Genomic DNA, 24,855 nt, shown 5'->3' on the forward strand with positions numbered 1-24,855 from the left:
AATTCTAGAGTGTTTTTTGAGGTGTTAGAAAATTGAGTCTTATAAGAATTCTCCGTGTTGAGAAATGTCTAATCCCAGTTCTTCTTTTTCTTCAGTAACTCTTAAAGGAGTAATTTTATTTACAATGAAGAACAAGAAATAAGAAACACTGAAAGCAAAGATAGAAACAAGAACCAAGGCTTTCAATTGAATTAAAAATAAAGTTGGATCTCCAAAAATTAAACCTTGGTTATCACCAACAATTGGGTTTATGGCTTTTGATGCAAAGACACCTGTTAAAAGCATACCTACCATACCACCAACACCGTGACAAGCAAATACATCCAAAGCATCGTCAATTTTTCCTTTAGGAAATTTGCTTACAACAAGGTTACTTACAATACTGGCGATAATACCAATTGCCATAGCGTGAGGAATGCTTACGAATCCTGCAGCAGGCGTAATGGCAACTAATCCTACTACAGCACCGATAGAAGCTCCCATTGCTGAAAGTTTGTGCCCCATGATTTTATCAAGGAATACCCATCCCATTGCGGCAGCAGCGGCAGCTACAGTTGTAGTTCCTAATGCTTGAGCAGCAAGACTACCAGCTCCAGCTGCAGATCCAGCGTTGAAACCGAACCAACCAAACCATAATAAACCAGTTCCTAGTAATACATAAGTGATACGAGCAGGGTTTGCTTTTTGCACTTTTCTTTTTCCTAAGAACATTGCACCTGCAAGAGCTGCCCAACCAGCACTCATGTGTACTACGGTTCCTCCAGCAAAATCCAATACTCCCCATCCGAAGAATAATCCATCAGGATGCCAAGTCATATGACATAATGGTGCATATACAAATAATATGAACAATACCATAAATAATAAGTAAGCCCAAAAACGTACTCTCTCAGCAAAAGCTCCAGTGATTAAAGCAGGAGTAATGATTGCGAATTTTGCTTGAAATAAGGCAAACAGAATAAAAGGAATTGTTGGGGCTAATTCCCAGGCAGTATTAGCACTTACTCCGCTAAAAAACAGATTTGAGGTTGGATCGCCAATAAAACCTCCAATTGAAGGACCAAAACAAAGACCAAAACCAACTACAACCCATAATATGGTTACTATAACCATAGCCATGTAGCTTTGTAACATGGTGCTTATAACATTCTTTTTACCTACCATTCCACCATAAAAGAATCCAAGTCCTGGTGTCATTAATAATACAAGGGCTGTGGCTACAATCATCCAAGCCGTGTCTCCAGTGTCTAATTTTAGTTCAACAACGTGTGCCCCTAGTTTTGATGATTCATTCAGTAAATGAATTGAAAAAATGGATAATACCAGAATGGTGATTAGTATCACACTTAAAATAATTTTTCGCATAGTTTTTCGGTTTTTAATTTTTTATAAATGTATCAAATGATTTTATACCCTCCAAAAAATATGGGTCAACACGGGTATTTTTACGGATATTATATTTCACACCCCTATATTTTGACGGGTATTTAATTTTTGAAGTAAAAAAATAGAATGTGTTAATGGAATTTTAAGTTTTTTTTAAGGTTTGGTCTTGTATTAACTGATTATTCGTGAAATTATCGCTGATTTTGGTAATTAAGCGAACTTTTTGTTAATGATAACTTAAAATTGTTTTCTCTGCGATGAGTTTTAGCAGGGATTTATTTTTAATTATTTACGTCGGTTTGGGTGGCAGTAAATGGTGTTTTGAATACTTTTTTGTTTTTATCATTGTAGTCAAATTTGTTAAATTTATTAAAAATATGTTTACTATTTATAAATAATATGATGATTTATTTGTTTTGAGTGAATTTACTGAGTTGTTTGTTAAGGCTTTAGTCTCGAAAAAAGTATGGTCATTGTTTGGGAGTGATTTGCTTTATGCAATGAATAGGGTGAATTTGTTGGTGACTGAAATTGAGTAAAAAAAAACACCCTAATTTCTTAGAGTGTTTTGGTTTTATGATTGAAAATAGAAATTATAAATATTCTCCGTGTTGTGAAATATCCAATCCTAATTGTTCTTTTTCTTCGGAAACTCTCAGAGGTGTTATTTTGTTGACTATATAAAAGAGGAAATAAGACATTGTGAAAGCAAATATGGAAACACCTACTAAGGCAATCATTTGATGAGTGAATAATTTGGTTTCGCCAAAAGCAAGTCCTTGATTGATAACGGCAGGGTTGATGTCTTTGGAAGCAAAAACTCCTGTTAATACCATTCCGACCATTCCGCCAACACCGTGACAAGCAAATACGTCCAAAGCATCATCGATTTTTCCTTTTGGAAATTTACTGACCATAATATTACTTACAAGGCTGCCCAGAATTCCGATTGTGATTGCGTGTGGTATGCTAACATATCCAGCGGCTGGAGTAATAGTTACCAGTCCTACTACAGCACCAATACAAGCGCCCATAGCTGAAAGTTTATGTCCCATAATTTTATCAAGGAATACCCAAGCCATTGAGGCTGATGCGGCAGCCACAGTTGTTGTTCCCAGTGCTTGTGCGGCAAGACCATTTGCACCCATGGCGGATCCTGCATTGAATCCAAACCAGCCAAACCATAATAAACCAGTTCCTAATAATACATAAGTGATACGTGCTGGATTTGCTTTTGGTACTTTGCGTTTTCCAAGAAACATAGCGCCGGCAAGAGCTGCCCATCCTGCACTCATGTGTACAACTGTTCCTCCTGCGAAATCCAGTACTCCTAAGTTGTATAGTAATCCGTCAGGATGCCAAGTCATGTGAGCCAATGGTGTATAAACGAATAAAATGAATAAGACCATGAATAAAAGGTACGCCCAAAAACGAATGCGTTCGGCAAAAGCTCCTGTTACAATGGCGGGAGTTATAATGGCAAATTTAGCCTGAAATAATGCGAATAATAAAAAAGGTATTGTTGGTGCCAATTTCCATGAGGTACCGATACCTACGCCTTGAAAAAAGAGATTAGGTAGAGGATTTCCAATTATGCCTCCTATAGATGGACCAAATGATAGGCCAAAAGCAATCAGTACCCATAAAACAGTCACTATAATCATTGCCATAAAACTTTGAAGCATAGTGCTGATGACATTTTTTTTGCCGACCATACCACCATAAAAGAAACCTAATCCGGGAGTCATTAATAATACCAATGCCGAAGCTACCAGCATCCATGCAGTATCTCCAGTATCGAATTTTGAAATTTCAGAAAGCTTGGTTGGGTTTTTTGTTAAAAAGTAATTAGAGCAATAGGATAGTACCAAAATCGTGATGAGAATCACACTTAAAACTATTTTTCGCATTTTGAATTATTTTATTATTTTTTTTGATGCAAAAATAAAAAATCATTTCAATCACCCTCTTAAAATAGATGTGTGTTTGTTATTTTTATCATTTTTGTATTTTAGACCCCCTATATTTTTAGTGGGTGATGTAAAAATCATTAAAAAATAACAATAATTTAATTTTGAAGGTCTTTTTACCCTCTATGTAAAAGCTGACTTATATAAAATGTAGCTGTTTCTTTCAATTTATTGTGGGATTATCAGTTTGAAGTTATAGATCTAATAATTGTGTTGTACATTGTTATAAAAAATTACGATGCTTGTAATTAATTCCAATCTATTGGATCAGAATTATATAAAACTACAGTACAAATCTGATGTCTCCTTCAAAGCCTGAATTCATTTGCGTAAAAGTATTTAGTTGTTGCACCATTTTATCCAAGTCGGCTTTGGTATGATGGGCACTAATTACAATCCGACTCAGTTTTCCAGAAGCCGTTGGATACGGAAAGGATGTTGGAATAATATTATTGTCCAAGAGCAATTGCAGTAGTTCCTCATGGTCAAAATAAATTGCGGGGTAATTTTGGGTAAACGTAAAAGCAGCGTTGTGAATTAAATGCTTGGCAACATAATTTAAATTGTCTTTTAGTTGCTGTCTTTGCAAATGATAAAGTGTCTGTGCATTTACAAAGGTTTCCAAAAAAGCAGGATTCATTCCGGAGGCTCCCACAAAATTTTGCTGTTTTTTTATTGCGTCTATAAATTGAGAATCCCCAGCAATAATACCTCCGGAAAGCCCCATGGCTTTTCCCAAGGATGCAATAATTATTTTGCGATGAACATTTGGAAGTTCATACTGATTTAAAACACCCTGTCCTTGGTCGCCTAAAATTCCGATGCTATGAGATTCATCAAGCAGTAAAGTAATTTCTTTATCCTTAGGAATATTTTGCAGAATACTCAAATCAATGGGAGTAACTTCCAGAGACGGAATAGCATCGGCAACAATTCCTATTCTTGAAACCGTTGGATCTAAAAGAAACGGATTCAGTTTCCCGTTTTGAATTAACGGCAGTGAAAAAGGATGTAACAATGCGGGGTGTGTATTAGGGAAATGAAAGACCAAATCGGTGGTATGCTGTAGTTGTTCCAAAGCCAGTTTTCCTGCCAACATCCCTGAGGAAATTGTAACAGCTGCTTCAGTACCAATTTGTTTAGCAATTAAATCTTCTGCTGTTTTGTAAATCTCCAACTGGATGTTTGCCGAACGGGAACTTCCATAGCTCGTTCCCCATTTTTGGAGGCTAGCCAGCAGAATATTTTGAAACTCGGGTAGGGTAGTGACACCCAAATAATTGGTGCCACCAAAGTACAGAAACTCTTCTCCGTCCTTATAAAATACTCTATTCGGGATCTCTTTTACCTCCATTAAGTTATCTGTTTATTAAAGAAGCACCTATTCCATTCGAATCGGCATAATGAATAATTCCGTCTGTAATCGTAACGCCGGTGGCAATATCTTCAGATAATAACAAAGCGCCATCCATATCCACATAATCCAACTCGGGTAATAAATGAGCAATAGCCGAAATACCGACCGTGGATTCCGTCATACAACCCACCATTGTTTTCATGCCATAGTGTTTGGCTTCAGCAATCATTCTTCGGGCGGGTGTGAGACCACCACATTTTACTAGCTTTATGTTCACCCCGTGAAAATGGTTGTGACATTTGGCAACATCTTCCTCTGCAATACAACTTTCATCGGCAATAATTGGCAAGACAGAGTGCTTGAAAACCTCTTTATGCGCTGCCCATTGGTCAGCTTTCATAGGTTGTTCCAAGAATTCTACTCCCAGTTTTTTCAAGGCAATTGCATTATTAATGGTTTCAGTAACCGTCCAACCACAATTGGCATCGATCCGGAAACGCGCATCGGTATGTCTGCGCAATTCGGTAACAATGGCAATGTCGTCTTTGGTTCCTAGTTTGATTTTATAGATTGGCCAGGGCATTTCTTTTAGCTTCATCACCATTTTATCCAATTTGTCAATCCCAATCGTATAATCGGTTTTAGGATTGTGCAAAGGAGAATTCCCCCAAAGTTCATATAGTTTTTTGCCTTTTTTCTTGGCATACAAATCATTGTAAGCCATATCCAAAGCGCACAACGCAAACATATCATTCTTTAATAAAGCCGAAGCACTATCCCAGAATTCCTCAGGAGTTTCGTCATTATGTGATTCTATAAACGGAATAATAGCTTCCAAATGAGCCCTCATACTATCCACGGTAATATTATAATACGGATTTGAAGTAGCCTCGCCAAAACCCGAAAATCCCTCACTTTGCAATTCCACAATCAGTGTAGGCTGTATATCGTGCGACTCTCGCGAAATCGTGAAAGTGTGCTTTAAGTTTAGCTTAAAAGTGCGAATGATTATTTTCATAGGAGGTAGGTTTTAAAAGAGTTGAGATTAAAGAAACAAGATGAAAGAAGAAAGAGTCAAGACAAAAATCTTTATTCTTTTATCTATTTTCTTGTCTTAAAATTATTTCAAAATATGTTGACTCAGGATTTGATACACTTCATTGATGTTATTCCCGCCTTTACCAAATTGTTTAGAAATAGGAGCATCTTCACCAGCTAGCCAAATTTTCAATTCGGCATCCATGTCCAGAATTCCGGCACTTTCTTTCGAGAATTTTTTAATGGATGAATACGGAATCGAAAGATAATCCACCTTACTGCCTACCAATTGTTTTTCGACCAAAATCAGTCTTTTATTCGTAAAAACAAACATATCTTTAATCACCTTGTATCCTTTTTCGATTCTTTCGCCCTCTATCAATAAAGGTTCAAATTCCTTCGAAAGATTTTCAAGATTTACTTCCGATGCATTGCCCAAAATGGCATTAAATAGTCCCATGGTATTTTTTTATAATTATTTAAATCAAATTTAAAGAATTTACTTGTTTTAGCCTTGCAATTTGCCATAAAATCATAAATGGGTTTTAAGGCGTCAGTTCGTAAAAGCTCGTTTGGGCGTAACCCTGCGAAACAAAGGGGCTTATTTATAGTGCCGCTTATACAGCCCCTTTGTTCCGAAGGGTCGGGCTATCCATGCTACTTTGGTAGCTTATTTCTATCCCTTACGCGAGCACACAAGATCTTAGTATTGAAGAGACAAGTGAGATATTATTAAAGATAATCTTTGAGGCATCATCAAAGAGACAACCTAATTTTTAATGAATTTCACTACTGAATATATCGAATTAAAAATTAACAGAAGGATGCTAATTAAAAAAATGGTAAGAAACCCTATTGGTAAATAAACGGCTTGTAATTCGGAAACAAAGGGATGTGCAAAATAATATCCAGGAGAATAGTGCTGGGTAACTATATCATATGTCATGAAGTAAATTATGGGTAATGCAAAAAACAGTAGTTGAATCCAAAGTAATTTTTTCGAAACGAATTTTTGGAAAGTAAATGATAAAATGGCAGGAATTAAAAACAGTAACAATAAAACAATTCCAAAGTCAGAAGAACTTATTATATAATAAGTGTCATAAATATTAATTACTTGGTCTTTATGACTGATAAATGATATTAAAGCTAAAATTATTCCTAGAAAAATAAAAATTGTAATAGGGAATTGTTTTTTCATATGTTTTGTCTTAATTCGTATTCAATTTCGTCATCGTCCAAATCTGCAATTTTTCTAAAGTTAAGGTTCTCTATAAGTTTTATTGCTTTCTCGTTTTGTTTAGTTGTTATGGCATAAATTCGTTTGAACCCGATAGTATTTATTCCAAAGTCTATGGCTAATAACATAGCCGAAGTCATAAAACCTTGCCCACGGTATTGCGGTAATAAAACGCAACCAAGTTCCCCCGTTTCTTGGTCAAGTCCACGATAGTAACCACAAGTCCCGATAATTTTATTTGTTGAATTGTCTGCAATACCCCAATGAATAGAATTCCCTTCAAGATAGTCTTTGTTTATTTTATCTTGCATCTCATTCGCTTCTTGAAAGGTTGTTGCCTGAATAGCATCATAAAACGAAATTTCAATAAGGTCTTCAATATCTGTAGTTGTAATTTCTCTCAGCGAAATTTTGTCGCCAGAGATAATTGGGAAAATGGCGTATGGAGGTAGACTCATTTTGTATGTAACTAGATCTTTATATATTTTCTGCTAAACGAAAATACGAATTTAAAAAGAAAGTTATTGAACATTCTCGCAATCAAAAGTCAATGTGAAATCTTCAGGATACTTAAAAAAAATACTGTAGATCAATAATAAGTTGGAGAGAAAAGTATTTCTTCTTTATTGTTTGTTTTAGTTGAAACTCTAGTCTCTTTTAAACAAGTGCCTTTTTCATCTCTGGTTTCACAGTTTATTAAAACTTCATCAATAAGTTTATCAGTTTTGTCCTTGATTATAATTTCAGAGAGTTCCTTGTTGCTATAATAAAAAGACTGTGTGTGGAAAGGTGTAAAATTATCTACTATTTTATCAATAGTTCCATTTGTATTATAATGATAAATAGCTTCATTTTGTTTGTATTGTTTTCTAGTATAACAGCTGATGCGTTCTCGTTGTTTAGGTTTCCAACGTGTTTTACAGTAATAAGGTTCTTTATCTGGATACGATTCCACTACAAACCATAATTTCTTTTTGGTTTCTTGTAGTAGATTACCTAATGAATCAACAGTTTTGGAGTTTTTGATTCGGCCATTTCTAGTAAAGATCATATGTTTTTTATGCCAAAGCTTTTTCTGATTATTTACAACTAGATATATTTCTTCGGTTGCTGATTTTATTCCTTCTGGAAGCAGTCGTTTCTTAGTATCCTTTTTTGTAGCGCATGATTGTATTGTTAAGAGTAGAATAATAAAAAATAAAACTCTCATAATCGTAAAGTTTAATTAGATACTAAGTTATGGATTTTAAATTCGTATTTTCGTTTACCATAAAATTCGCTAACAGAAAACTAACAAGATGAATGAAGAAATAAAATTAGCGTTAATTAGAGTAGTTCCTTTTGTGATGATTTTGGGCGGTTTGTTTGTTGCCACCAAAAGAGGAAAAATTGACCGAGCAGCAGATTTAGGTTTACAAAAACCAAGTTCAATGACTCATTTTTTCTTTTGGACTTTTGGATTTCTGAGCTTTATTCTACTGATAGAATTTTTTCTTAATAAATCGGGAATTTTAGAAATAGATAAATGGAATCATCCATTCTTTTCTTCGATAATAAGAATTGTTGGTGCTGTAATTCTGGCGCCAATATCAGAGGAACTTATTTTCAGAGGTTTGCTTTTGAGTAAACTTTCCAAAAAAGTTAATATGCATCTTGCTATTTTAATACAGGCCTGTTTCTTTGTTTTACTTCATAATTTCGCCTATCAAAATACATTGACATCCAACATTGGCATTGTTCAGGCTCTAACCGATGCTTCATTATTTGGCTATGCCAGACATTACACAAAATCAATTTACACACCAATTACTATGCACGTTACAGGAAACATAATTGCGACATTGGAACGGTTTATTTTTTAAATGATGGATTGTATGTTAGTAAATAAATTTTCAGCAGCGATTAAAATAATCAGCCAAAATTCAAATAATAGGAATGAATCCATTGATAAGAATGTTTTGAGAGCCGTAAACTTTTTACTCGGAAAAGAAAGACTCATCGGTAGAGACAAACCTTAAGTTTAACCACAAAGTCCACAAATGAATCTGTAGGAACACTAAGCTTTGTGAACTTTGAGTAATTCTTTGTGAACTTTGCGGTTAATTTTTATGGTAACCATATCAAATGCAGTTTATTTTTTCTTCAAAACAATTATATTTACTGTGTTCAAAAAAAAGTTTCAATGGGAAATAATATAAAAATAAAATGGGGAATCGTAGGTTTGGGAAAGATTGCCAATCATTTTGCCAGGGAATTACAATTGGTGGAATCGGCTGAACTTTGTGGAGTAGCTTCTAGGAATCTTGACAAAGCCCAAGAATTTGCCAATAATTTCCAATGTTCAAAAGCTTACGGTTCGTATGATGAACTTTTTAAAGACGAAAATGTCGATATTCTTTATATTGCCACACCACACGATTCCCACGCTGAGCTAACCATCAAGGCGTTGCAAAACAACAAGCATGTGCTGTGCGAAAAGCCAATAGCTTTGCATTATCAAGATGCTTTGCAAATGATAACAACGGCCAAAAAGCATAACAAATTTTTCATGGAGGCGTTCTGGACTCGTTTCAATCCTTCGGTTCGGGAAGCGCTGCATCACGTTCAAAACGGAGTAATTGGTGATGTGAAATACCTTAATGCTGATTTTGCCTTTGCTGCCGAAAATCTGGAAGGCAACCGAATGACCGATATAAAACTCGGAGGTGGTTCATTGATGGATGTTGGTGTTTATCCATTGTTTTTGGCTTATTTGATGTTGGGAATTCCTAAGGAGATTGTAGCTAAATCCAATTTTCATTCCACTGGTGCCGACTTGCAAACGTCCATCATTTTGCAATATGAAACAGCGCAAGCAATATTACATTCCAGTTTTTTATCAACTTCTAATTTAAAAGCTTCGATAAGTGGTACACATGGCCGAATTAATCTTAACTCACCTTGGTATATGACGGAATCCTATACTTTGATTCAAGACGGACATAAAGAAAAATTCAAAAGACCAACACTTGGCAAAGGCTATACCTACGAAATAGAGGAATGTCATTTCTGCATTAGGACAAATAAAATAGAAAGTGAATTTTGGTCGCATCAAAATAGTTTAGAACTCATTACAATTGTAGATGAAGTGAGGAAACAAATAGGGTTGATGTATTCTTGATTTAAGTGTTACGAAGCATAAAAATGTGTATAAGTAAGAATTTGATTAAATATTTTTGGTTTGAAGTAAAATAGTATTTACATTTAAACAAAACTATTTTATATGTTAATCAAAGTTTACGGAAGTGCCGTTTTTGGAGTAGAAGCCACCACGATTACTGTTGAAGTTAATATTGATAAAGGCGTAGGCTACCACTTGGTAGGTTTACCGGATAATGCCATAAAAGAAAGCAGTTACCGCATTGCTGCTGCTTTGAAAAATAATGGGTATAATCTTCCGGTTAAAAAAATAACCATTAATATGGCTCCCGCCGATTTACGGAAGGAAGGTTCTGCCTATGATTTGACCCTTGCCATAGGGATTCTTGCCGCATCAGGACAAATCAAATCAGATGAGGTAGACAAATATCTCATTATGGGAGAACTTTCGCTTGACGGAAGTTTACAGCCTATAAAAGGAGGACTTCCCATTGCCATTAAAGCCAAAGAAGAAGGTTTTAAAGGTTTTTTTCTGCCCAAACAAAACGTAAAAGAAGCGGCTATTGTTGCCGGTCTTGACGTTTATGGTGTGGAAAATGTATTGGAAGTCATTGATTTTTTTGAAGGAAAAGGAACACTTGAGCCTACGGTTATTAATACACGGGATGAATTTTATAAAACCTTAGATTTCCCAGAATTTGATTTTTCCGAAGTACGCGGACAAGAATCCATTAAACGCTGTATGGAAATTGCGGCTGCCGGTGGACATAATATTATTTTAATAGGTCCTCCTGGTTCCGGAAAGACGATGATTGCCAAACGATTGCCGAGTATTTTGCCTCCAATGACTTTGAAAGAAGCTTTGGAAACTACAAAAATTCACAGTGTCGCCGGAAAAGTAAAAGATGTGGGATTAATGAATCAGCGTCCGTTTCGGAGCCCTCATCATACGGCTTCGAGTGTAGCACTTGTGGGCGGGGGTAGTTATCCGCAACCCGGCGAAATTTCGTTGGCACACAATGGGGTTTTGTTCTTGGATGAATTGCCCGAATTTAAACGTGAAGTGCTGGAGGTAATGCGACAACCATTGGAAGATAGGGAAGTAACCATTTCGAGGGCGAAATTTACAATAACGTATCCCTCGTCATTTATGTTGGTGGCAAGTATGAACCCGAGTCCGAGCGGATTTTTCAATGACCCAGATTCTCCCAATACTTCATCGCCTCATGAAATGACCCGCTATTTGAGTAAAATTTCCGGTCCCTTATTGGATAGAATTGATATTCATATAGAAGTGACACCTGTTCCTTTTGATAAATTAACCGAAAAAAGAAACGGGGAAAGTAGCGTAGAAATAAGAAAACGCGTTACTGCTGCACGTGAGATTCAGTCTAAGAGATTCGAAGAAATGGATTATATACATTACAATGCCCAAATGGGTTCGAAACAAATACGCGAGCATTGCGCACTTGATGATGCTTCACTACAATTATTGAAAACTGCCATGGAAAGATTGAATCTTTCGGCCCGTGCTTTTGACAGAATCCTGAAAGTCTCCAGAACCATAGCCGATTTGGAAGGAGCAGAAGTGGTTGGCTCAGGACATATTGCCGAAGCTATTCAATATAGAAGTTTGGATCGTGATGGGTGGTTGGGGTAATATCTATTGCTATTTAAACTGGAATGGGAACGGATTGCAAATCTGCGCTATCGGGTAAAAAACCTCTAAAAGCTTTTAAACTCTTAGAGGTCGCAAATTTATTACTAAAATTTGTTTCTTTTTATCTAGCCTTTTTTTTAAAAAATTTAAACATCAAATACAATAAATACAGTACAAACACATAGGCTGTAATTATTATAATTTGCCAGAAAAATAACGGCCACTCGAATTCATTAAATATCTTTTCCATAAATTATTATTTAATTTTGTCTTACTCCTGAAATAATTTTACCATTTGTATTATTTATCTGTACTACAAATGTAACATCTTTTGAATATACATTACCAATACTTTGAATCCCCGTATTATAAGACAATGTACCTATAACCGTTAAAGTTGTAGTAACACCTACAGTATTTTGAATATAAGTACTTTGACTCCAAGTATAACCAGCAGTTAGTCCCCAAGAGTTTGTTGTAACATTTTGAATAGTATATTTTGTCCCAGTATTTTGAACAATAACCATTTTAATACCAGTCCAAGGCAATAGGTTGAAACTTGCCGTTGCAATCATTTGATTTTGTTGTAAAGCATATATAATTTCATATATATTCGCACTAGTTGAATTTAAACTATTTACAAAATCTTGTTCAGCTTTACTTAAAGTTGTAGTTCTACCACCTCCACCTGCTGGGGCTACACTACTTCCTCCACCTGAACCACCACCACTTGGACCAAATGAGGAACTTATGCTGAAATCTCTACTTATAGAAAGAGAATTTGATGCTGACCCACTACTTACAATAACTTCATCTAACGGTATTGGGGCTTCTTTGCCAGTAGTACTGTGTTCTTTACTACCTCCATTTGAAATAACTCTAATTTTTATTGCTCCGACAAATTTACCGTCAATAAATTTTGAACCATTAATAAACCCTTTATTTAAATCCCAATTAATTGCATAACCATTAAAAGTATCTAAATTAGCAAATACATCCTCTTTGGTGATTTTTTTTTGGTCAGGAAATAACTCGTGTACTACAGCATTATACCCTTGATTCGATTGGTATAAATATAGCATTTTTTCGCCTTTATAATTTTTGTTTTCAGTATTTTCGGTGATAGGTAGTTTTATTAACTCAGTACCATCCTCTTGTATTACTTTTGAAGCTACTTCCCAATGATAATTAACATCTTTAAACATTGGGTCAATATAGACTTTCGTTTTATAATCATCAAACCATTTTTTGGCTTCAATAATTTTATTGTCCTGAGCTATCTGCTGAGTATCTATTGATGGATTATCCGTTTCGCAACTAAATAAACCCAATAGACAGCTAAATAATAATAATCTTGTAAATCTCTTCATAGTTTTTAATTAAAATATTATTTATCAAATATAACTTACAAATATAATTAAAAATGACAGAATAAGACAAAAAAGTATAAGAGTAAGGTATTTTTTTTACAAATAAATGATGCTGGGTATTAGTTGAAATTGTTTTCTTGTGTTATTGGTGAAGGAGTAGATGTGGTTGGTTCATCCCATATTGCAGAAGCGATTCAATATAGAAGTTTGGATCGCGATGGGTGGTTGGGGTAGACCATTACAGATTTTAGAAAATTTTAAAGAACTAAGAACCGTGTATTTTAGCCCCGATAGAAACGAAAATCCTTGTGGGGGCAGGCATTTTGCCCCCATAAGATTACTTCACTTAGTATTCATTTTCATTGGAGTTCAGTGAACTTCGTTTGTAGTGGATAGCGGGAGTTAACTTCAAAAGAAACGAAAATATTCTGCTCCTAAAAAATAACTCCCGTTTTAGATAATTTATCTATTAGAACGCCTGTCATTATTTTGACTTGGACGTCTTGGACCAAAACTATTATTTACGCTTCTATTTGGAGTATCCGTTTTTGGTTTTTTGGGAGTTGAATTGCGTTGCTGTCTCCCTTGGCCTTGTTTGATAGGCTCGGTTGATGCGTTAGGATCTGGTTCAAAACCTTTAATGTTTTCTTTGGGCAATTTCAGGCCAACCAATTTTTCTATATCGCGTAAAAAAACAGTTTCGTCAGGACTAAATAAAGAAATAGCTTCGCCACTCGCTCCGGCTCTTCCTGTTCTACCTATTCGGTGAACGTAATCTTCTGGAATATTCGGCAATTCAAAGTTGATAACATGTGGTAACAACGGAATATCCAAACCTCTAGCGGCAATATCTGTAGCGACCAAAGCGGTTAGGCTTCCGTTTTTGAAACCGGCTAAGGCTTTGGTTCGTGCCCCTTGACCTTTATTACCATGAATGGCTGCTGCTTTTATACCAGAACTAATCATACTTTCAGTCAGCTTGTTGGCGCCCTGTTTGGTGCGTGTAAACACTAAAATCTGTTTCCAGTTGCCCTCTGTAATAAGTTTAATTATCAATTCTGTTTTTTTCTCTTTGGCTACAGGATATATTTTTTGAATAATAGCATCAACAGTTGTGTTTTCGGGAGTGGCTTCAACCTGAACAGGTTTGTGCAAGATACCCATTGCCAGTTTTTTAATGTCTTTGGAGAAGGTTGCCGAAAATAACAAGTTTTGTCTTTTTGGAGGCAATACTTTCATAACGCGCTCAATGTCTCGTAAAAAGCCCATATCCAGCATGCGGTCTGCTTCATCCAAAACCAAAATTTCAACTTTTGAAAGCGAAATTAAACCTTGATTTTGCAAATCGATTAATCTACCAGGAGTAGCGACTAAAATATCCACACCCTGACGCAATTGACTAACCTGTGGATTTTGGTTTACACCGCCAAAAATTACGGTGCTGCGTAAATCTAAAAATTCACTGTATTCTTTTATATTAGCCAATATTTGTGCAGCTAGTTCTCGTGTTGGGGTTAATATTAAGGCACGAATGGGTCTGTGGCTTAAGTGTTTTCCTTGTGATAATAATTGTAATATTGGAAGTGTAAAGCCTGCTGTTTTTCCTGTTCCTGTCTGTGCAGATGCTAAAACGTCTTTACCTTCTAAAATTGGTGGAATTGCTTTTTGTTGTATTGGGGAAGGGTTTGTGTACCCTTTTTTGCTGATGGCTTTTAATAAAGCATCAGATAAGCCTAATGAGTTGAATGACATAAAAAGTGTTTATGGAGTAAACACTATATATTTAGTTTACTCCTTTAATTTGGCGCAAAGGTACTGCTAATTTATTTGATCTGCCTTTTATTGCTTTACTTGTTTAATTTGAGATAGATGGGATGTTGTTGTAAGTTGTTGGAACTTGTAGTTTGATTAATGTTATTTGGAGCAGAAACATTTGATGTTTCATCAACAGTTGTCCCGCTTTTCGTTTCAATCTTTTGTGCCGAACCCCGGCACAAAAGGATTTCTACTGCAATCGGGGCTAGGCGAGATATTTTATTTTTTTATCATCATCAAAAAGAAAACAATAATTGCACTCAGTCTATTGAATTTATATTGTCATTGCTATTGCCATTGAAATTGAATCTCTTTTAATTCATTTCTGAAAAAGTATCTCCTTTTTTGAAATCTCCTGACACAAAACCTCTTTTGAACCAATACATTCGTTGGTCGGAGGTACCGTGGGTAAAGGAATCAGGAATTACTTGACCTTGCATTTTTTTCTGGATTGCATCATCGCCAACAGCATTTGCGGCGCTCAATGCTTCCTCAATGTCGCCCTCTTCGAGCATGGCATTTTTATTTTCGTTATAATGTGTCCAAAGACCTGCATAAAAGTCAGCTTGCAATTCTAAAGCAACAGAAAGTTTATTGCCTTCTTTTTCGCTTTTGTTTTGTTGTAATTGATGCACTTTCCCGGAAGTTCCCAATAAGGTTTGTATGTGGTGTCCAAATTCGTGTGCGATTACGTATGCGACTGCAAAATCCCCTCCTTTAGCTCCGAACTTAGTTCTAAGTTCTTCAAAAAAAGACATATCCATATAAATGGTTCTGTCTCCGGGACAATAAAAAGGACCGGAAGCCGAACTGGCTCCTCCGCAAGCTGTTTCAACCTGGCCACTAAAAAGAATAAGTTTTGGGGCTTCGAATGTCAAGTTGTTTTCTTCAAATATTTGAGTCCAAACATCTTCATTATCCGCCATTAGCGTTTTGACAAATTCGCCTTCTGTCTTTTCGGCGTCGGTCAAAGTTCTACTTTCGGTTTGTGTGGTTTGCTGTTGGTTGAATTGCTCTAAAATGGGTGTTATCATTTGAGCATTTTCACCGCCAAAAACATTTACAAGTAAAATAATAATTCCGATTATTCCTCCGCCAATAACGGTTTTACCTCCAGAGGACATGCCTCTGCGGTCTTCTACATTATCGCTTTGTCTTCTGCCAATCCATTTCATATCTAGATAGTATTAGTTTTATAAGAATAAGGTATTGCCATTCTCCATCAACTTATGATTTTGGAATCAGGGCAATTTTATAATGCGTTGCTTTTATCTTTTAACCATTTTTCTAAAATATCTTCAAGTGTTTTCTTTACAATTGGTTTGGGGACATAATCATTCATGCCTACTTCTATACATTTTTCTTTCTCGCCCATAACGGTTCCCGCAGTAAGGGCGATAATAATGGTGTCTTTAAATTTTTCGATTTCTCGAATTTGTTTAGTGGCTTCATAACCATTAACTAAAGGCATTTGAATGTCCATTAAAACGATATCTGGAATGACTTCCAATGCTTTTGCAAGAGCCTTTTCGCCATCAATAGATTCATAAATTTTACATTTTGGAATAATCTGTTTGACTAATGTTTTAGTCAAAAGCATATTGATTTTGTTATCTTCAACAATCAATATTTTTGGCTCTTCATTTTCTAAGGTTAATGTACGATTTTCTGTGATACTTTTTTCTGCATCTGCCACTTTTTTTTGTTTTGATTTATTGCTGCTTTTTAGCTTTATATCAAAGAAAAAGGTACTGCCTATATTGAATTGACTGTTAATCTGTAGTTTACTATTCATTAATCCCAGTAGTTGATTGGAAATAGTCAATCCCAATCCTGTTCCCCCAAATTTTTTGGTGGTTGAACTGTCTTCCTGTGAAAAGGCCTGAAAAATTATTTTCTGGTTGTTTTTTCGAATTCCGATTCCGGTGTCTTTTACTGAAAAACGTAATACGGTTTGACTTTTTTGAATTTCTAATGCTGAAATAGTAAGGTCAATTTTTCCTTTATGGGTAAATTTGACGGCGTTGGTTAATAGATTGATAAGTACTTGTTTTAAACGGATATAATCAACCCAAATGTATTTTGGCACATTTTTCTCGATAATATAGTTTATCTCCAGATTTTTGGAATGGGCTTGATAATTGATTAATTCTTTTATTTGAAGAATTATATCGTCTACACAGTATTTTTCTATATTGAGTTCTAGTTTTCCTGATTCAATTTTTGAAAAATCCAGAATGTCATTTACCACTTCCAATAAAATATTAGCCGATTGGTTAATGGTGTTCATGTACTGTTTTTGAGTATTTTCCAGTTTAGAATTCATTAATAGATCAGTATAGCCAATGATTCCGTTTAAGGGAGTTCGTATTTCATGACTCATATTTGCAAGAAATTCCGATTTGGCTTTATTTGCAGCTTCTGCCAATTCTTTCTCCTTGACGATGGATTCATTTTTTTTCTTTTCGGTAATATCAATTAAGATACCTTCCATGAAAGCAATTTCACCATTCTTTACAATTGAATCCCCAAATTCTTCTACCCAAACTATGGAACCATTTTTATGAATAATTCGATAGATAACATGCAATGGCTTTTTTTCTTCTAAAGCAATCTTATTTTTCGATAAAACGTTTTCTAAATCTTCGGGAAGGATTAAGTCTACAAAGTATATTTTATTTTCTAAGAAATCAGATTTCGGATAACCTGTCAATTTTTCTATTTCGTCATTTAGATAAATTTTGGTGTATTTTTCATCATAATTAGATAGAAAAACAGTTCCTGGGATGTTATTGGCAAGTAATCGGAATCGTTCTTCACTCTCTTCAATAATGGCTTCATTTATGTTTCTTTCTATTGAAGAGGATATGTTTTTTACCAATAAATGTAAAATGGAAATTTCATCGCTGCTCCAAATACGTTCTTTGGTTGAATCATCAAATACAAAAAAACCATCAAATTCATTTTTGATAAAAACTGGAAATAATAGCATTGAATCTGGGTTCAAACTTTTTAAAAATGATTTTATGTTTTCATTCTGAATTTTATCCTTAATACTTTCAAAAAATTGTTGAGGGGATAAATCTTTTATATTATTGTCAAATTCAGAAAATGAAAGATTCTGTAATTTAGGATGTACCGTGTCAAAATCTTGTAGCTCATTTGTCCACATACATTTTTGGTCAAATAAATGAGTTTTTGGATCTTTCTTAAAATAGGAAATGCGTTCTGATAAAGTCACTTTTCCAAGCTCATTTATGATTCCCATAATTAGTTTGCTGGTGCTTTTTTGTAATAAAAATTCATTTGTGTTTTTATTGATAACTAAAAGCAATTCGCTTTTATAAGCAAGTCTTTGTCCTATTTCCAAGCGCATTTGAGAGGTTAATGCGATTACAATTAAATCAGAGATAGATTTGGCAAAATTAATATCCTCATTGTCCCAGTTTTTAATATTTTCTGTGGATTCATAAGAAAGAATACCTTTTAATTCTCCATCAATAAAAATAGGAGTATCAAGTGTTGAAAATACGTTATTAGTATTTACATAATTACTTTTTATCTCATTATTGAAAGCATAAGATATAATATCGGATTGAACAACTTGAAGTTTATTTTCAATTTTTTCGAAATAATCTAAATTTTCATTTCTATAAAATCGAAGCCCGCTTTCTATTGTGTTTGTTTTCGATATATAAAGTTTATCGCATATTATTTTGTCAGTGTCATATATCCAATAACTTGCTCTAGTTACTTCCAATTCTACAGATGTAATTTTTAGGATATTAATAATTGTTTGGTTAAAATCATCACCATTAGAGTGGTTAATGACTGCTAAATCTTTCAGTGTTTTACTGTATTTTTCTATTTTTTCCTGTCTTTTGTTTTTTTCTTCGTCTAAGTTTTTAAATAATGTAATATCTCTCGCAATACCCGAATATCCTGATATTTCTCCAAAACTATTTTTTCGAACAAAAACATTTTGCGATATCCAAATTGCTTCACCATTTTTTTTGATGATTGGGAACTCAAGGGTAGTATAATTCTCCTCGTAATATTGAATGTTTCTATAAAAACTCATTGTATTGGTTACATAGTCTTTATGAATAATGGATTGGAAATCTTTAGTGAGAAATTCTTCTTTGGAGTACCCCAACGTTTTTATACCATAATCATTTACGAAAGTAAAGTTTCCTTGGTAATCTGCTTCAAAAATGATGTCTACAGCAGTCTGAATTAATGTTTCATACTGGTTTCTTATTTTTATTTCATTAGTTATATCTTGGCCTATCCCGATAATGGAGTCTTCCGAAAATTGTTTGTCAATCCATTGGATAAATTTATATTCACCATTTTTGCATTTTAATTTTCTAACGTATAGTCGATTGTCTATAAAATTTGTATGATAATCAATGCCAATAAATTCAGGATCTTCTGTTAGTTTCCAAAATCCCATTCCCATTACCTCTCCAGGAGTATAACCTAAAATAGGAATAATGGTATCACTGCAAAAAGTAACTTCCCCTTTTTTGTTAGTGGCTATTGTGAGCGAGTTCCCTTTGTTTACAATTTCATTGGTAAAATTAAATTTCTCTTGGATTTTTGTTATTGAAACGTGTCTTATATGGTTTATGATAAATACCATAATACCATAATTGATTAGTATAATAGCCCTTTTGACAGGAACTAAATCAAAAGCAAAAATTAAGAACAAATAAATAAAGACAAAGCCTGAAAATACCCAATATTTTTTTATTGGTTTGATTATAATATATGAAAAGAAAAATAAAACTATAAATGCATAAGTAGGAATAATATCATTCTGTAGGAATATAATGTTGTATCCAATTAACAGCGAATATAGATAAAATAGGAAAATATAAATAGTTCTAATTCTATCATACAAGTATTTTGATTTTTCGCTTATTAAAAATAATAACAGAAAAAAACAGCCTATTGAAAAATTGTTGATTAATAGACTTTTGGGTCTGACATGAAATAATTCAAAGAAGATCTCTAAAAATGGAATTATTAACCCCAGAAATAATAAATAAAGTTGGTATTCCCTTTTGTCTGCTTCTTCTGCAGGAAGATTATCTATGTTTTTTAAAATAGAGTTTATTTTGGTGTTTGAATACAATAGTGCTATTATTAATATAACTAGTATTGCTAACAGGGTTACATTTCTAAAGCTTGTCATTATTATATGCGTTGACTCTAGACTTAATGACATAGGAATACAAACTAAACTTGGTAAAGAAAAGTTGAAGTTTGAGTAGAGCAGTATGTTACAAAATAATAACATAGATTTAGGGGGTAACTATTTGATTAAAATGTTTGCTTCTATGATTTAATTTTTAAAACTTTATTATTCGACAAATTGAAATTATTTATTCTGTTTCTTGTGCATCAATTCCAACAACTGCACTATAAATTGCATAATTCATGGAATACAGAAAGGGTAAGGTAAAAAATACACCAATACAACATCCCATAAAACCTACTAATGAACCGATAAATGCCACAATAATTAACCCGAGTATAACGAAAGGCTGCTTGAAAATAAGCAAAATACTGTATTTTATTGCTTCGATAGCTTTTAAATCACCAAAAATTACCAGTGGAGTAACAAGGAGTGTGATATAAGAAATAAAATAAGTGATTACTTTTCCGAGCAATTCAAGATGAACGTATGATAGTAAAGTAGCTTGAGCAAAACCAATTGCTGAAATTAAAAATGTGGATATAATAATTTCTTTAAGATATGGAAGTCTATAATAGCCAAATAAATCGGAAATATGGAACTCTTCATCTCGGTCTCCACAGTGTGCCATTTTTAAAAATGATGCCTGAAAAGGGCTCAAGATGCAGGATACTATAAGTGCTATACTGCCAAAAACTAAAAAATTAGATTCGGAAAGATTTTCAACGTTCAATTTTTCTGGGGAAAGTTCACGTGTCATTGCAGTGACTCCCATTACAGAGATTAATGATACTCCAATGAAGATGACAAATAAAACGCTAAAAATGAAAAGAACTAATCCAGCATACACTGCTATTTTTTTATAATTTTCGAAGGCATGATTAAATACGTTGGCAAAATCAATTTGGTATCCATTTTTTTCAATATCGTTTAATCTTTCTTTTGTTTGGTTCATTTTGAATAGGTTAATTATGTTGGTTAGTTTGAGCTATATTCTTTCAAAATAGTCTCCATAAATATTATTTTTTTCTCTGATACCAGAATCAAAAATTATTTTGATTTTGAAATCAATGGGCAAATTTACTATTTTTTATTCTTTAAGAGTTAAAATCTCACTTATGGCAAATGTCGCAGTTACTGACAGTCTAATCGTGAAATTTTGAACGGCTAGTGTTTAATTTAATTATACAACAATCCAGATTGAACTTCTTTGGTTTGTCTTTAAAATAGATTTAAATAGTCCGATAATTTAAAAAGCAAAGTACTTGATATATATCAGAATTCCTAAAAAAATAAAAATAAATAGTTGGAATAATTTTGTCTTAAAAAACGGTGGTAAATTCTTCTTCTTTGCTGTAATCAACTTCCTGTTTATGAATGTTTTTGTTTTGAAAAAAAAGTAAAAATCAATACAGAAGCCATGGGTTAAAAATTAATTATATCAACGAGTAGGACTGTTAGTTTTTTTTTTAAAATCTTCTTTATTTTATAGATTTACTAACAAATTTTTTATTTGCTAGAGCCAGTTCAGCAATTTCTTTAAGGTACCTATTTTTTTTGCATAGGGAGCATATCGTAATTCTAAATCCAACCAATTGGCTTTTTTTACAATTCCTTTTTTATGGGAAAAAGTATCAAAACTCAGTTGGCCATGATAAGCACCTATTCCACTATGGCCAACACCTCCAAATGGAAGTCTTTTGTTGGCAAAATGAATAACCGTATCGTTGACACAGCCACCTCCAAATGAAAAGGTGGTGACTATTTTTCTAGCAAATTTTCTATCGTCGCTAAAAACGTATAGTGCTAATGGTTTCTCGTATCTTGAAATGGTTTGCGCTATTTCTTTTTCGTCTCTATAGCTGATTATTGGTAATATTGGCCCAAATATTTCTTCTTCCATCAGTAAACTGTCAAGGGAATTTTCTTCGATTAGGGTTGGTGCAATGTAATGATCTTCGATGTCGGTTTCACCACCAAAAATCACCTTTTCAGGTTCAATCAAACTCATTAATCGTAGACAGTTTTTTTTGTTCACAATTCGAGCAAAATCTGGAGATTCCTTTGGGTTTTTACCATAAGCTTTTGTGATTTCTTTTTTCAAAAACTCTACAAAATGACTTTTCATATCTTCTTGAATCAAAATATAATCCGGGGCAATGCAAGTTTGTCCTGCATTTAAAAATTTTCCCCAAACAATTCTCTTGGCGGCTAACTTCAAATTGGCCGTTTCATCTATAATACAAGGATTTTTTCCACCTAATTCTAGGGTTACTGGAGTGAGGTGCTCGGCGGCTGCTTTGGCAACAATTTTTCCAACAGCAACACTTCCGGTAAAGAAAATATAATCCCAACGTTGTTCCAATAATTTTTGTGCGGTTTCAACACCACCTTCAATTACTTCTACATGCTGATGTTGGAACGCATTTTTGATAATTTTGAGTATTATTGCTGAAGTTTTGGGTGTCAATTCCGAAGGTTTTAAAACCACTTGATTACCAGCAGCAACAGCAGATACCAAAGGACAGATTGCTAATTGAAAAGGATAGTTCCAAGGTGCAATAATCAAAACTTTTCCGTAGGGTTCTTTTACGATATAATCGGTTGACGGGAAATTAAGCACTGAAGGAAATACTTTTCTAATTTTTGACCATTTCCCAATGTTTTTTATGGTGTCTTTTAATTCGGATATAACATAGCTGGTTTCGGTAGCAATCGACTCAAAAGGAGGTTTTTTGAAATCATCATATAACGCCTGAATGATTTCATTTTCATGCTTGATAATTACATCCAACAATTTAATTAAAGCTTCTTTTCTTGAACTAATGTTTAATTTGTAATTCATTGCAAAACAGGTTATTTATATACTGCAAGTTAAATTTTAAAATTCATATATAATATTTTTTTCATTAAAATATTATATAGCTTTCCAAATAACTTCGTCTGGAGTTGGGGCAATAATAGTGATTTCTTCTTTAGAAACGGGATGGATAAAGACCAGTTTCCGGGCATGAAGATGGATTCCTCCATCCGGATTACTTCGGTCAAAACCGTATTTTAGATCCCCTTTTATTGGACAGCCAATGGCAGAGAGCTGTGCTCTTATTTGATGGTGCCTGCCGGTGTGCAATTGAATTTCGAGACCGAAATAATTGTCCAATTCTTTGATGATTTTATACTCCAAACTGGCCAATTTACTATCTGGAACTTCTTTTGAGTGTGCTTTTGAAGTATTATTTTTCTCGTTTCTTTTGATGTAATGAACGAGGGTGTCTTCGTTTTTAGAAGGTCTGTTTTTGACTACCGCCCAATATGTTTTTTGGGTCTCTCTGTTGCTAAATAATTCATTCATGCGAGTCAAGGCTTTGCTGGTACGGGCAAAAACCACGATTCCTGTAGTGGGTCGGTCCAATCGATGTACCACGCCAAGAAATACCTCACCAGGTTTATTGTATTTGTCTTTAATGTATTCTTTGACAACATCGCTCAATGGTTTGTCACCTGTTTTATCTCCTTGCACAATATCACCTACACGTTTATTGACCACGATTAGATGATTGTCTTCGTGCAGGATTTGGAGATTGTTTTTATTTGAAACTATTTTATTCGACAATGGTTAATTGTTTTAGCAAATTTTAATGAATGAAAACTACTAGTATTGTTCTTTCTCGTTTGGAAAATCCTGTGATTTTACATCTTCAACATATTGACTAATCGCAGTTGTCATTCCTTCGTATAAATTCATGTAACGTCTCAAGAAACGAGGACTGAATTCATTATTCATACCCAACATATCATGAATAACCAATACTTGTCCATCTACACCGCCACCGGCACCAATTCCGATAACAGGAATAGATATACTTTTGGCTACTTTTTCAGCTAAATTTGCAGGAACTTTTTCGATAACAATTGCAAAACAACCTAATTTTTCCAGTAATATAGCATCTTCAATTAATTTTTCGGCTTCTTGTTCTTCTTTGGCGCGAACAGTATAAGTACCGAATTTATATATAGATTGTGGAGTTAATCCCAAATGTCCCATAACAGGAATTCCTGCATTCAAGATTTTTTTGATGGATTCTTTGATTTCTTTACCACCTTCCAATTTCACGGCGTGACCACCACTTTCTTTCATAATTCTAATGGAGGAGCGCAACGCTTCCTTAGAATCGGATTGGTAGCTTCCAAAAGGTAAATCAACAACTACTAAAGCTCTTTCTACAGCTCTAACTACGGATGATGCATGATAAATCATTTGATCTAACGTAATAGGTAAAGTCGTTTCATGACCAGCCATAACATTGGAGGCTGAATCTCCAACCAAAATCACATCAATTCCAGAGCTATCCACAATTTTGGCCATTGTATAATCATAAGCCGTAAGCATGGAGATTTTTTCACCATTGGATTTCATCTCGATTAAGGACTTAGTGGTAATTCTTTTGTAATCTTTTTTTATTGCAGACATTGGATTTATAATTTTATTTCCGAAAGGCTCGGTATTGATTTTATTTTGAGAGTGTAAAAGTAATAAATTGAATTTTTTTAAATTGAATTTTTATAAGGAATATCAAAAAGTAGACTGGCGAAATTATGAGATTGCTATTTAAGCAAACTATTTTGAATAATTTCTATAACAAACGGCTAAAAAAACTAATTTTGAAAAACTAAATAT

20 protein-coding genes are annotated in these 24,855 nt (G+C 34.1%); 4 read left to right on the forward strand and 16 right to left on the reverse strand.

The window, feature by feature from the left end; genetic code table 11:
• Window positions 1–39: 39 nt before the first annotated feature.
• The 8 genes from HQN62_RS10090 to HQN62_RS10125 all read right to left on the reverse strand — a co-directional run bounded on the left by HQN62_RS10090 (window position 40) and on the right by HQN62_RS10125 (window position 8,201).
• Window positions 40–1,365 carry an ammonium transporter gene (locus tag HQN62_RS10090; RefSeq protein ID WP_116795367.1) on the reverse strand — a complete coding sequence of 442 codons (1,326 nt, stop codon included), beginning with the start codon at window positions 1,363–1,365 and terminating at the stop codon, window positions 40–42.
• Window positions 1,366–1,979: 614 nt separating this feature from the next.
• Complete coding sequence (locus HQN62_RS10095; RefSeq protein WP_173504272.1) at window positions 1,980–3,296, reverse strand: ammonium transporter; 1,317 nt, start codon at window positions 3,294–3,296, stop codon at window positions 1,980–1,982.
• Between the two features lie 343 nt (window positions 3,297–3,639).
• Window positions 3,640–4,710, reverse strand: coding sequence for an aminotransferase class I/II-fold pyridoxal phosphate-dependent enzyme (locus HQN62_RS10100; protein WP_173504273.1), 1,071 nt, complete (start codon window positions 4,708–4,710; stop codon window positions 3,640–3,642).
• A gap of 4 nt (window positions 4,711–4,714) precedes the next feature.
• Complete coding sequence (locus HQN62_RS10105; protein ID WP_173504274.1) at window positions 4,715–5,731, reverse strand: dipeptide epimerase; 1,017 nt, start codon at window positions 5,729–5,731, stop codon at window positions 4,715–4,717.
• 102 nt (window positions 5,732–5,833) lie between these two features.
• Window positions 5,834–6,211 carry a PH domain-containing protein gene (locus HQN62_RS10110; protein WP_173504275.1) on the reverse strand — a complete coding sequence of 126 codons (378 nt, stop codon included), beginning with the start codon at window positions 6,209–6,211 and terminating at the stop codon, window positions 5,834–5,836.
• A 309-nt stretch (window positions 6,212–6,520) separates the two neighbouring features.
• Window positions 6,521–6,952, reverse strand: a complete 432-nt coding sequence (locus HQN62_RS10115) for a hypothetical protein (RefSeq protein ID WP_173504276.1) — start codon at window positions 6,950–6,952, stop codon at window positions 6,521–6,523.
• On the reverse strand, window positions 6,949–7,449 hold the full coding sequence (locus tag HQN62_RS10120) for a GNAT family N-acetyltransferase (protein ID WP_173504277.1): 501 nt from the start codon (window positions 7,447–7,449) through the stop codon (window positions 6,949–6,951). The genes HQN62_RS10115 and HQN62_RS10120 overlap by 4 nt, the downstream gene beginning before the upstream one ends.
• 131 nt (window positions 7,450–7,580) lie before the next feature.
• Entirely contained in the window at window positions 7,581–8,201 is a 621-nt protein-coding gene (locus HQN62_RS10125) for a hypothetical protein (RefSeq protein WP_173504278.1), read from the reverse strand.
• Window positions 8,202–8,289: 88 nt separating this feature from the next.
• Between HQN62_RS10125 and HQN62_RS10130 the strand changes: the two genes are divergently transcribed.
• The 4 genes from HQN62_RS10130 (at window position 8,290) to HQN62_RS10145 (ending at window position 11,789) form a co-directional block, all read left to right on the forward strand.
• A complete protein-coding gene (locus HQN62_RS10130; protein ID WP_173504279.1) occupies window positions 8,290–8,853 on the forward strand; it encodes a CPBP family intramembrane glutamic endopeptidase in 564 nt (187 codons plus the stop codon).
• A 12-nt stretch (window positions 8,854–8,865) separates the two neighbouring features.
• Window positions 8,866–9,009, forward strand: coding sequence for a hypothetical protein (locus HQN62_RS10135; RefSeq protein WP_173502860.1), 144 nt, complete (start codon window positions 8,866–8,868; stop codon window positions 9,007–9,009).
• A 164-nt stretch (window positions 9,010–9,173) separates the two neighbouring features.
• Entirely contained in the window at window positions 9,174–10,151 is a 978-nt protein-coding gene (locus HQN62_RS10140) for a Gfo/Idh/MocA family protein (RefSeq protein ID WP_173504280.1), read from the forward strand.
• Between the two features lie 102 nt (window positions 10,152–10,253).
• Entirely contained in the window at window positions 10,254–11,789 is a 1,536-nt protein-coding gene (locus HQN62_RS10145) for a YifB family Mg chelatase-like AAA ATPase (RefSeq protein ID WP_173504281.1), read from the forward strand.
• A 260-nt stretch (window positions 11,790–12,049) separates the two neighbouring features.
• Here HQN62_RS10145 and HQN62_RS10150 read toward each other — a convergent pair whose 3' ends face one another.
• The 8 genes from HQN62_RS10150 to panB form a co-directional block, all read right to left on the reverse strand.
• Window positions 12,050–13,159, reverse strand: a complete 1,110-nt coding sequence (locus HQN62_RS10150) for a hypothetical protein (RefSeq protein ID WP_173504282.1) — start codon at window positions 13,157–13,159, stop codon at window positions 12,050–12,052.
• Window positions 13,160–13,621: 462 nt separating this feature from the next.
• The gene (locus HQN62_RS10155) at window positions 13,622–14,911 is read right to left on the reverse strand and encodes a DEAD/DEAH box helicase (protein ID WP_173504283.1); all 1,290 of its coding nucleotides are present in this window, start codon (window positions 14,909–14,911) and stop codon (window positions 13,622–13,624) included.
• Between the two features lie 377 nt (window positions 14,912–15,288).
• Window positions 15,289–16,149: a KPN_02809 family neutral zinc metallopeptidase gene (gene ypfJ / locus HQN62_RS10160; RefSeq protein ID WP_173504284.1), complete on the reverse strand. Its 861-nt coding sequence runs from the start codon at window positions 16,147–16,149 to the stop codon at window positions 15,289–15,291.
• A gap of 77 nt (window positions 16,150–16,226) precedes the next feature.
• Window positions 16,227–19,619 (reverse strand): PAS domain S-box protein, encoded by a 3,393-nt coding sequence (locus HQN62_RS10165; RefSeq protein WP_165818077.1) that lies wholly within the window; start codon window positions 19,617–19,619, stop codon window positions 16,227–16,229.
• Window positions 19,620–20,364: 745 nt separating this feature from the next.
• Window positions 20,365–21,132 carry a hypothetical protein gene (locus tag HQN62_RS10170; RefSeq protein WP_173504285.1) on the reverse strand — a complete coding sequence of 256 codons (768 nt, stop codon included), beginning with the start codon at window positions 21,130–21,132 and terminating at the stop codon, window positions 20,365–20,367.
• Window positions 21,133–21,693: 561 nt separating this feature from the next.
• Window positions 21,694–23,022, reverse strand: a complete 1,329-nt coding sequence (locus HQN62_RS10175) for an aldehyde dehydrogenase (protein ID WP_116795352.1) — start codon at window positions 23,020–23,022, stop codon at window positions 21,694–21,696.
• A 72-nt stretch (window positions 23,023–23,094) separates the two neighbouring features.
• Window positions 23,095–23,790, reverse strand: a complete 696-nt coding sequence (locus HQN62_RS10180) for an RluA family pseudouridine synthase (protein WP_173504286.1) — start codon at window positions 23,788–23,790, stop codon at window positions 23,095–23,097.
• Between the two features lie 39 nt (window positions 23,791–23,829).
• Complete coding sequence (gene panB, locus HQN62_RS10185; protein ID WP_116795350.1) at window positions 23,830–24,648, reverse strand: 3-methyl-2-oxobutanoate hydroxymethyltransferase; 819 nt, start codon at window positions 24,646–24,648, stop codon at window positions 23,830–23,832.
• Window positions 24,649–24,855 lie beyond the last annotated feature (207 nt).

Origin of the sequence: Flavobacterium sp. M31R6 (assembly GCF_013284035.1) — a bacterium.
Classification (GTDB): Bacteria; Bacteroidota; Bacteroidia; order Flavobacteriales; family Flavobacteriaceae; genus Flavobacterium.

Excerpts from the sequence above, each read along its gene's own strand:
- HQN62_RS10165 (WP_165818077.1), bottom strand. The coding sequence starts at position 19,619 with ATGGTATTTATCATAAACCATATAAGACACGTTTCAATAACAAAAATC.
- HQN62_RS10130 (WP_173504279.1), top strand. The coding sequence starts at position 8,290 with ATGAATGAAGAAATAAAATTAGCGTTAATTAGAGTAGTTCCTTTTGTG.
- HQN62_RS10110 (WP_173504275.1), bottom strand. The coding sequence starts at position 6,211 with ATGGGACTATTTAATGCCATTTTGGGCAATGCATCGGAAGTAAATCTT.
- HQN62_RS10145 (WP_173504281.1), top strand. The coding sequence starts at position 10,254 with ATGTTAATCAAAGTTTACGGAAGTGCCGTTTTTGGAGTAGAAGCCACC.
- HQN62_RS10090 (WP_116795367.1), bottom strand. The coding sequence starts at position 1,365 with ATGCGAAAAATTATTTTAAGTGTGATACTAATCACCATTCTGGTATTA.
- HQN62_RS10140 (WP_173504280.1), top strand. The coding sequence starts at position 9,174 with ATGGGAAATAATATAAAAATAAAATGGGGAATCGTAGGTTTGGGAAAG.
- HQN62_RS10120 (WP_173504277.1), bottom strand. The coding sequence starts at position 7,449 with ATGAGTCTACCTCCATACGCCATTTTCCCAATTATCTCTGGCGACAAA.
- HQN62_RS10175 (WP_116795352.1), bottom strand. The coding sequence starts at position 23,022 with ATGAATTACAAATTAAACATTAGTTCAAGAAAAGAAGCTTTAATTAAA.
- ypfJ (WP_173504284.1), bottom strand. The coding sequence starts at position 16,149 with ATGAAATGGATTGGCAGAAGACAAAGCGATAATGTAGAAGACCGCAGA.
- HQN62_RS10100 (WP_173504273.1), bottom strand. The coding sequence starts at position 4,710 with ATGGAGGTAAAAGAGATCCCGAATAGAGTATTTTATAAGGACGGAGAA.
- HQN62_RS10135 (WP_173502860.1), top strand. The coding sequence starts at position 8,866 with ATGTTAGTAAATAAATTTTCAGCAGCGATTAAAATAATCAGCCAAAAT.
- HQN62_RS10125 (WP_173504278.1), bottom strand. The coding sequence starts at position 8,201 with ATGAGAGTTTTATTTTTTATTATTCTACTCTTAACAATACAATCATGC.
- HQN62_RS10095 (WP_173504272.1), bottom strand. The coding sequence starts at position 3,296 with ATGCGAAAAATAGTTTTAAGTGTGATTCTCATCACGATTTTGGTACTA.
- HQN62_RS10150 (WP_173504282.1), bottom strand. The coding sequence starts at position 13,159 with ATGAAGAGATTTACAAGATTATTATTATTTAGCTGTCTATTGGGTTTA.
- panB (WP_116795350.1), bottom strand. The coding sequence starts at position 24,648 with ATGTCTGCAATAAAAAAAGATTACAAAAGAATTACCACTAAGTCCTTA.
- HQN62_RS10155 (WP_173504283.1), bottom strand. The coding sequence starts at position 14,911 with ATGTCATTCAACTCATTAGGCTTATCTGATGCTTTATTAAAAGCCATC.
- HQN62_RS10170 (WP_173504285.1), bottom strand. The coding sequence starts at position 21,132 with ATGAACCAAACAAAAGAAAGATTAAACGATATTGAAAAAAATGGATAC.
- HQN62_RS10115 (WP_173504276.1), bottom strand. The coding sequence starts at position 6,952 with ATGAAAAAACAATTCCCTATTACAATTTTTATTTTTCTAGGAATAATT.
- HQN62_RS10105 (WP_173504274.1), bottom strand. The coding sequence starts at position 5,731 with ATGAAAATAATCATTCGCACTTTTAAGCTAAACTTAAAGCACACTTTC.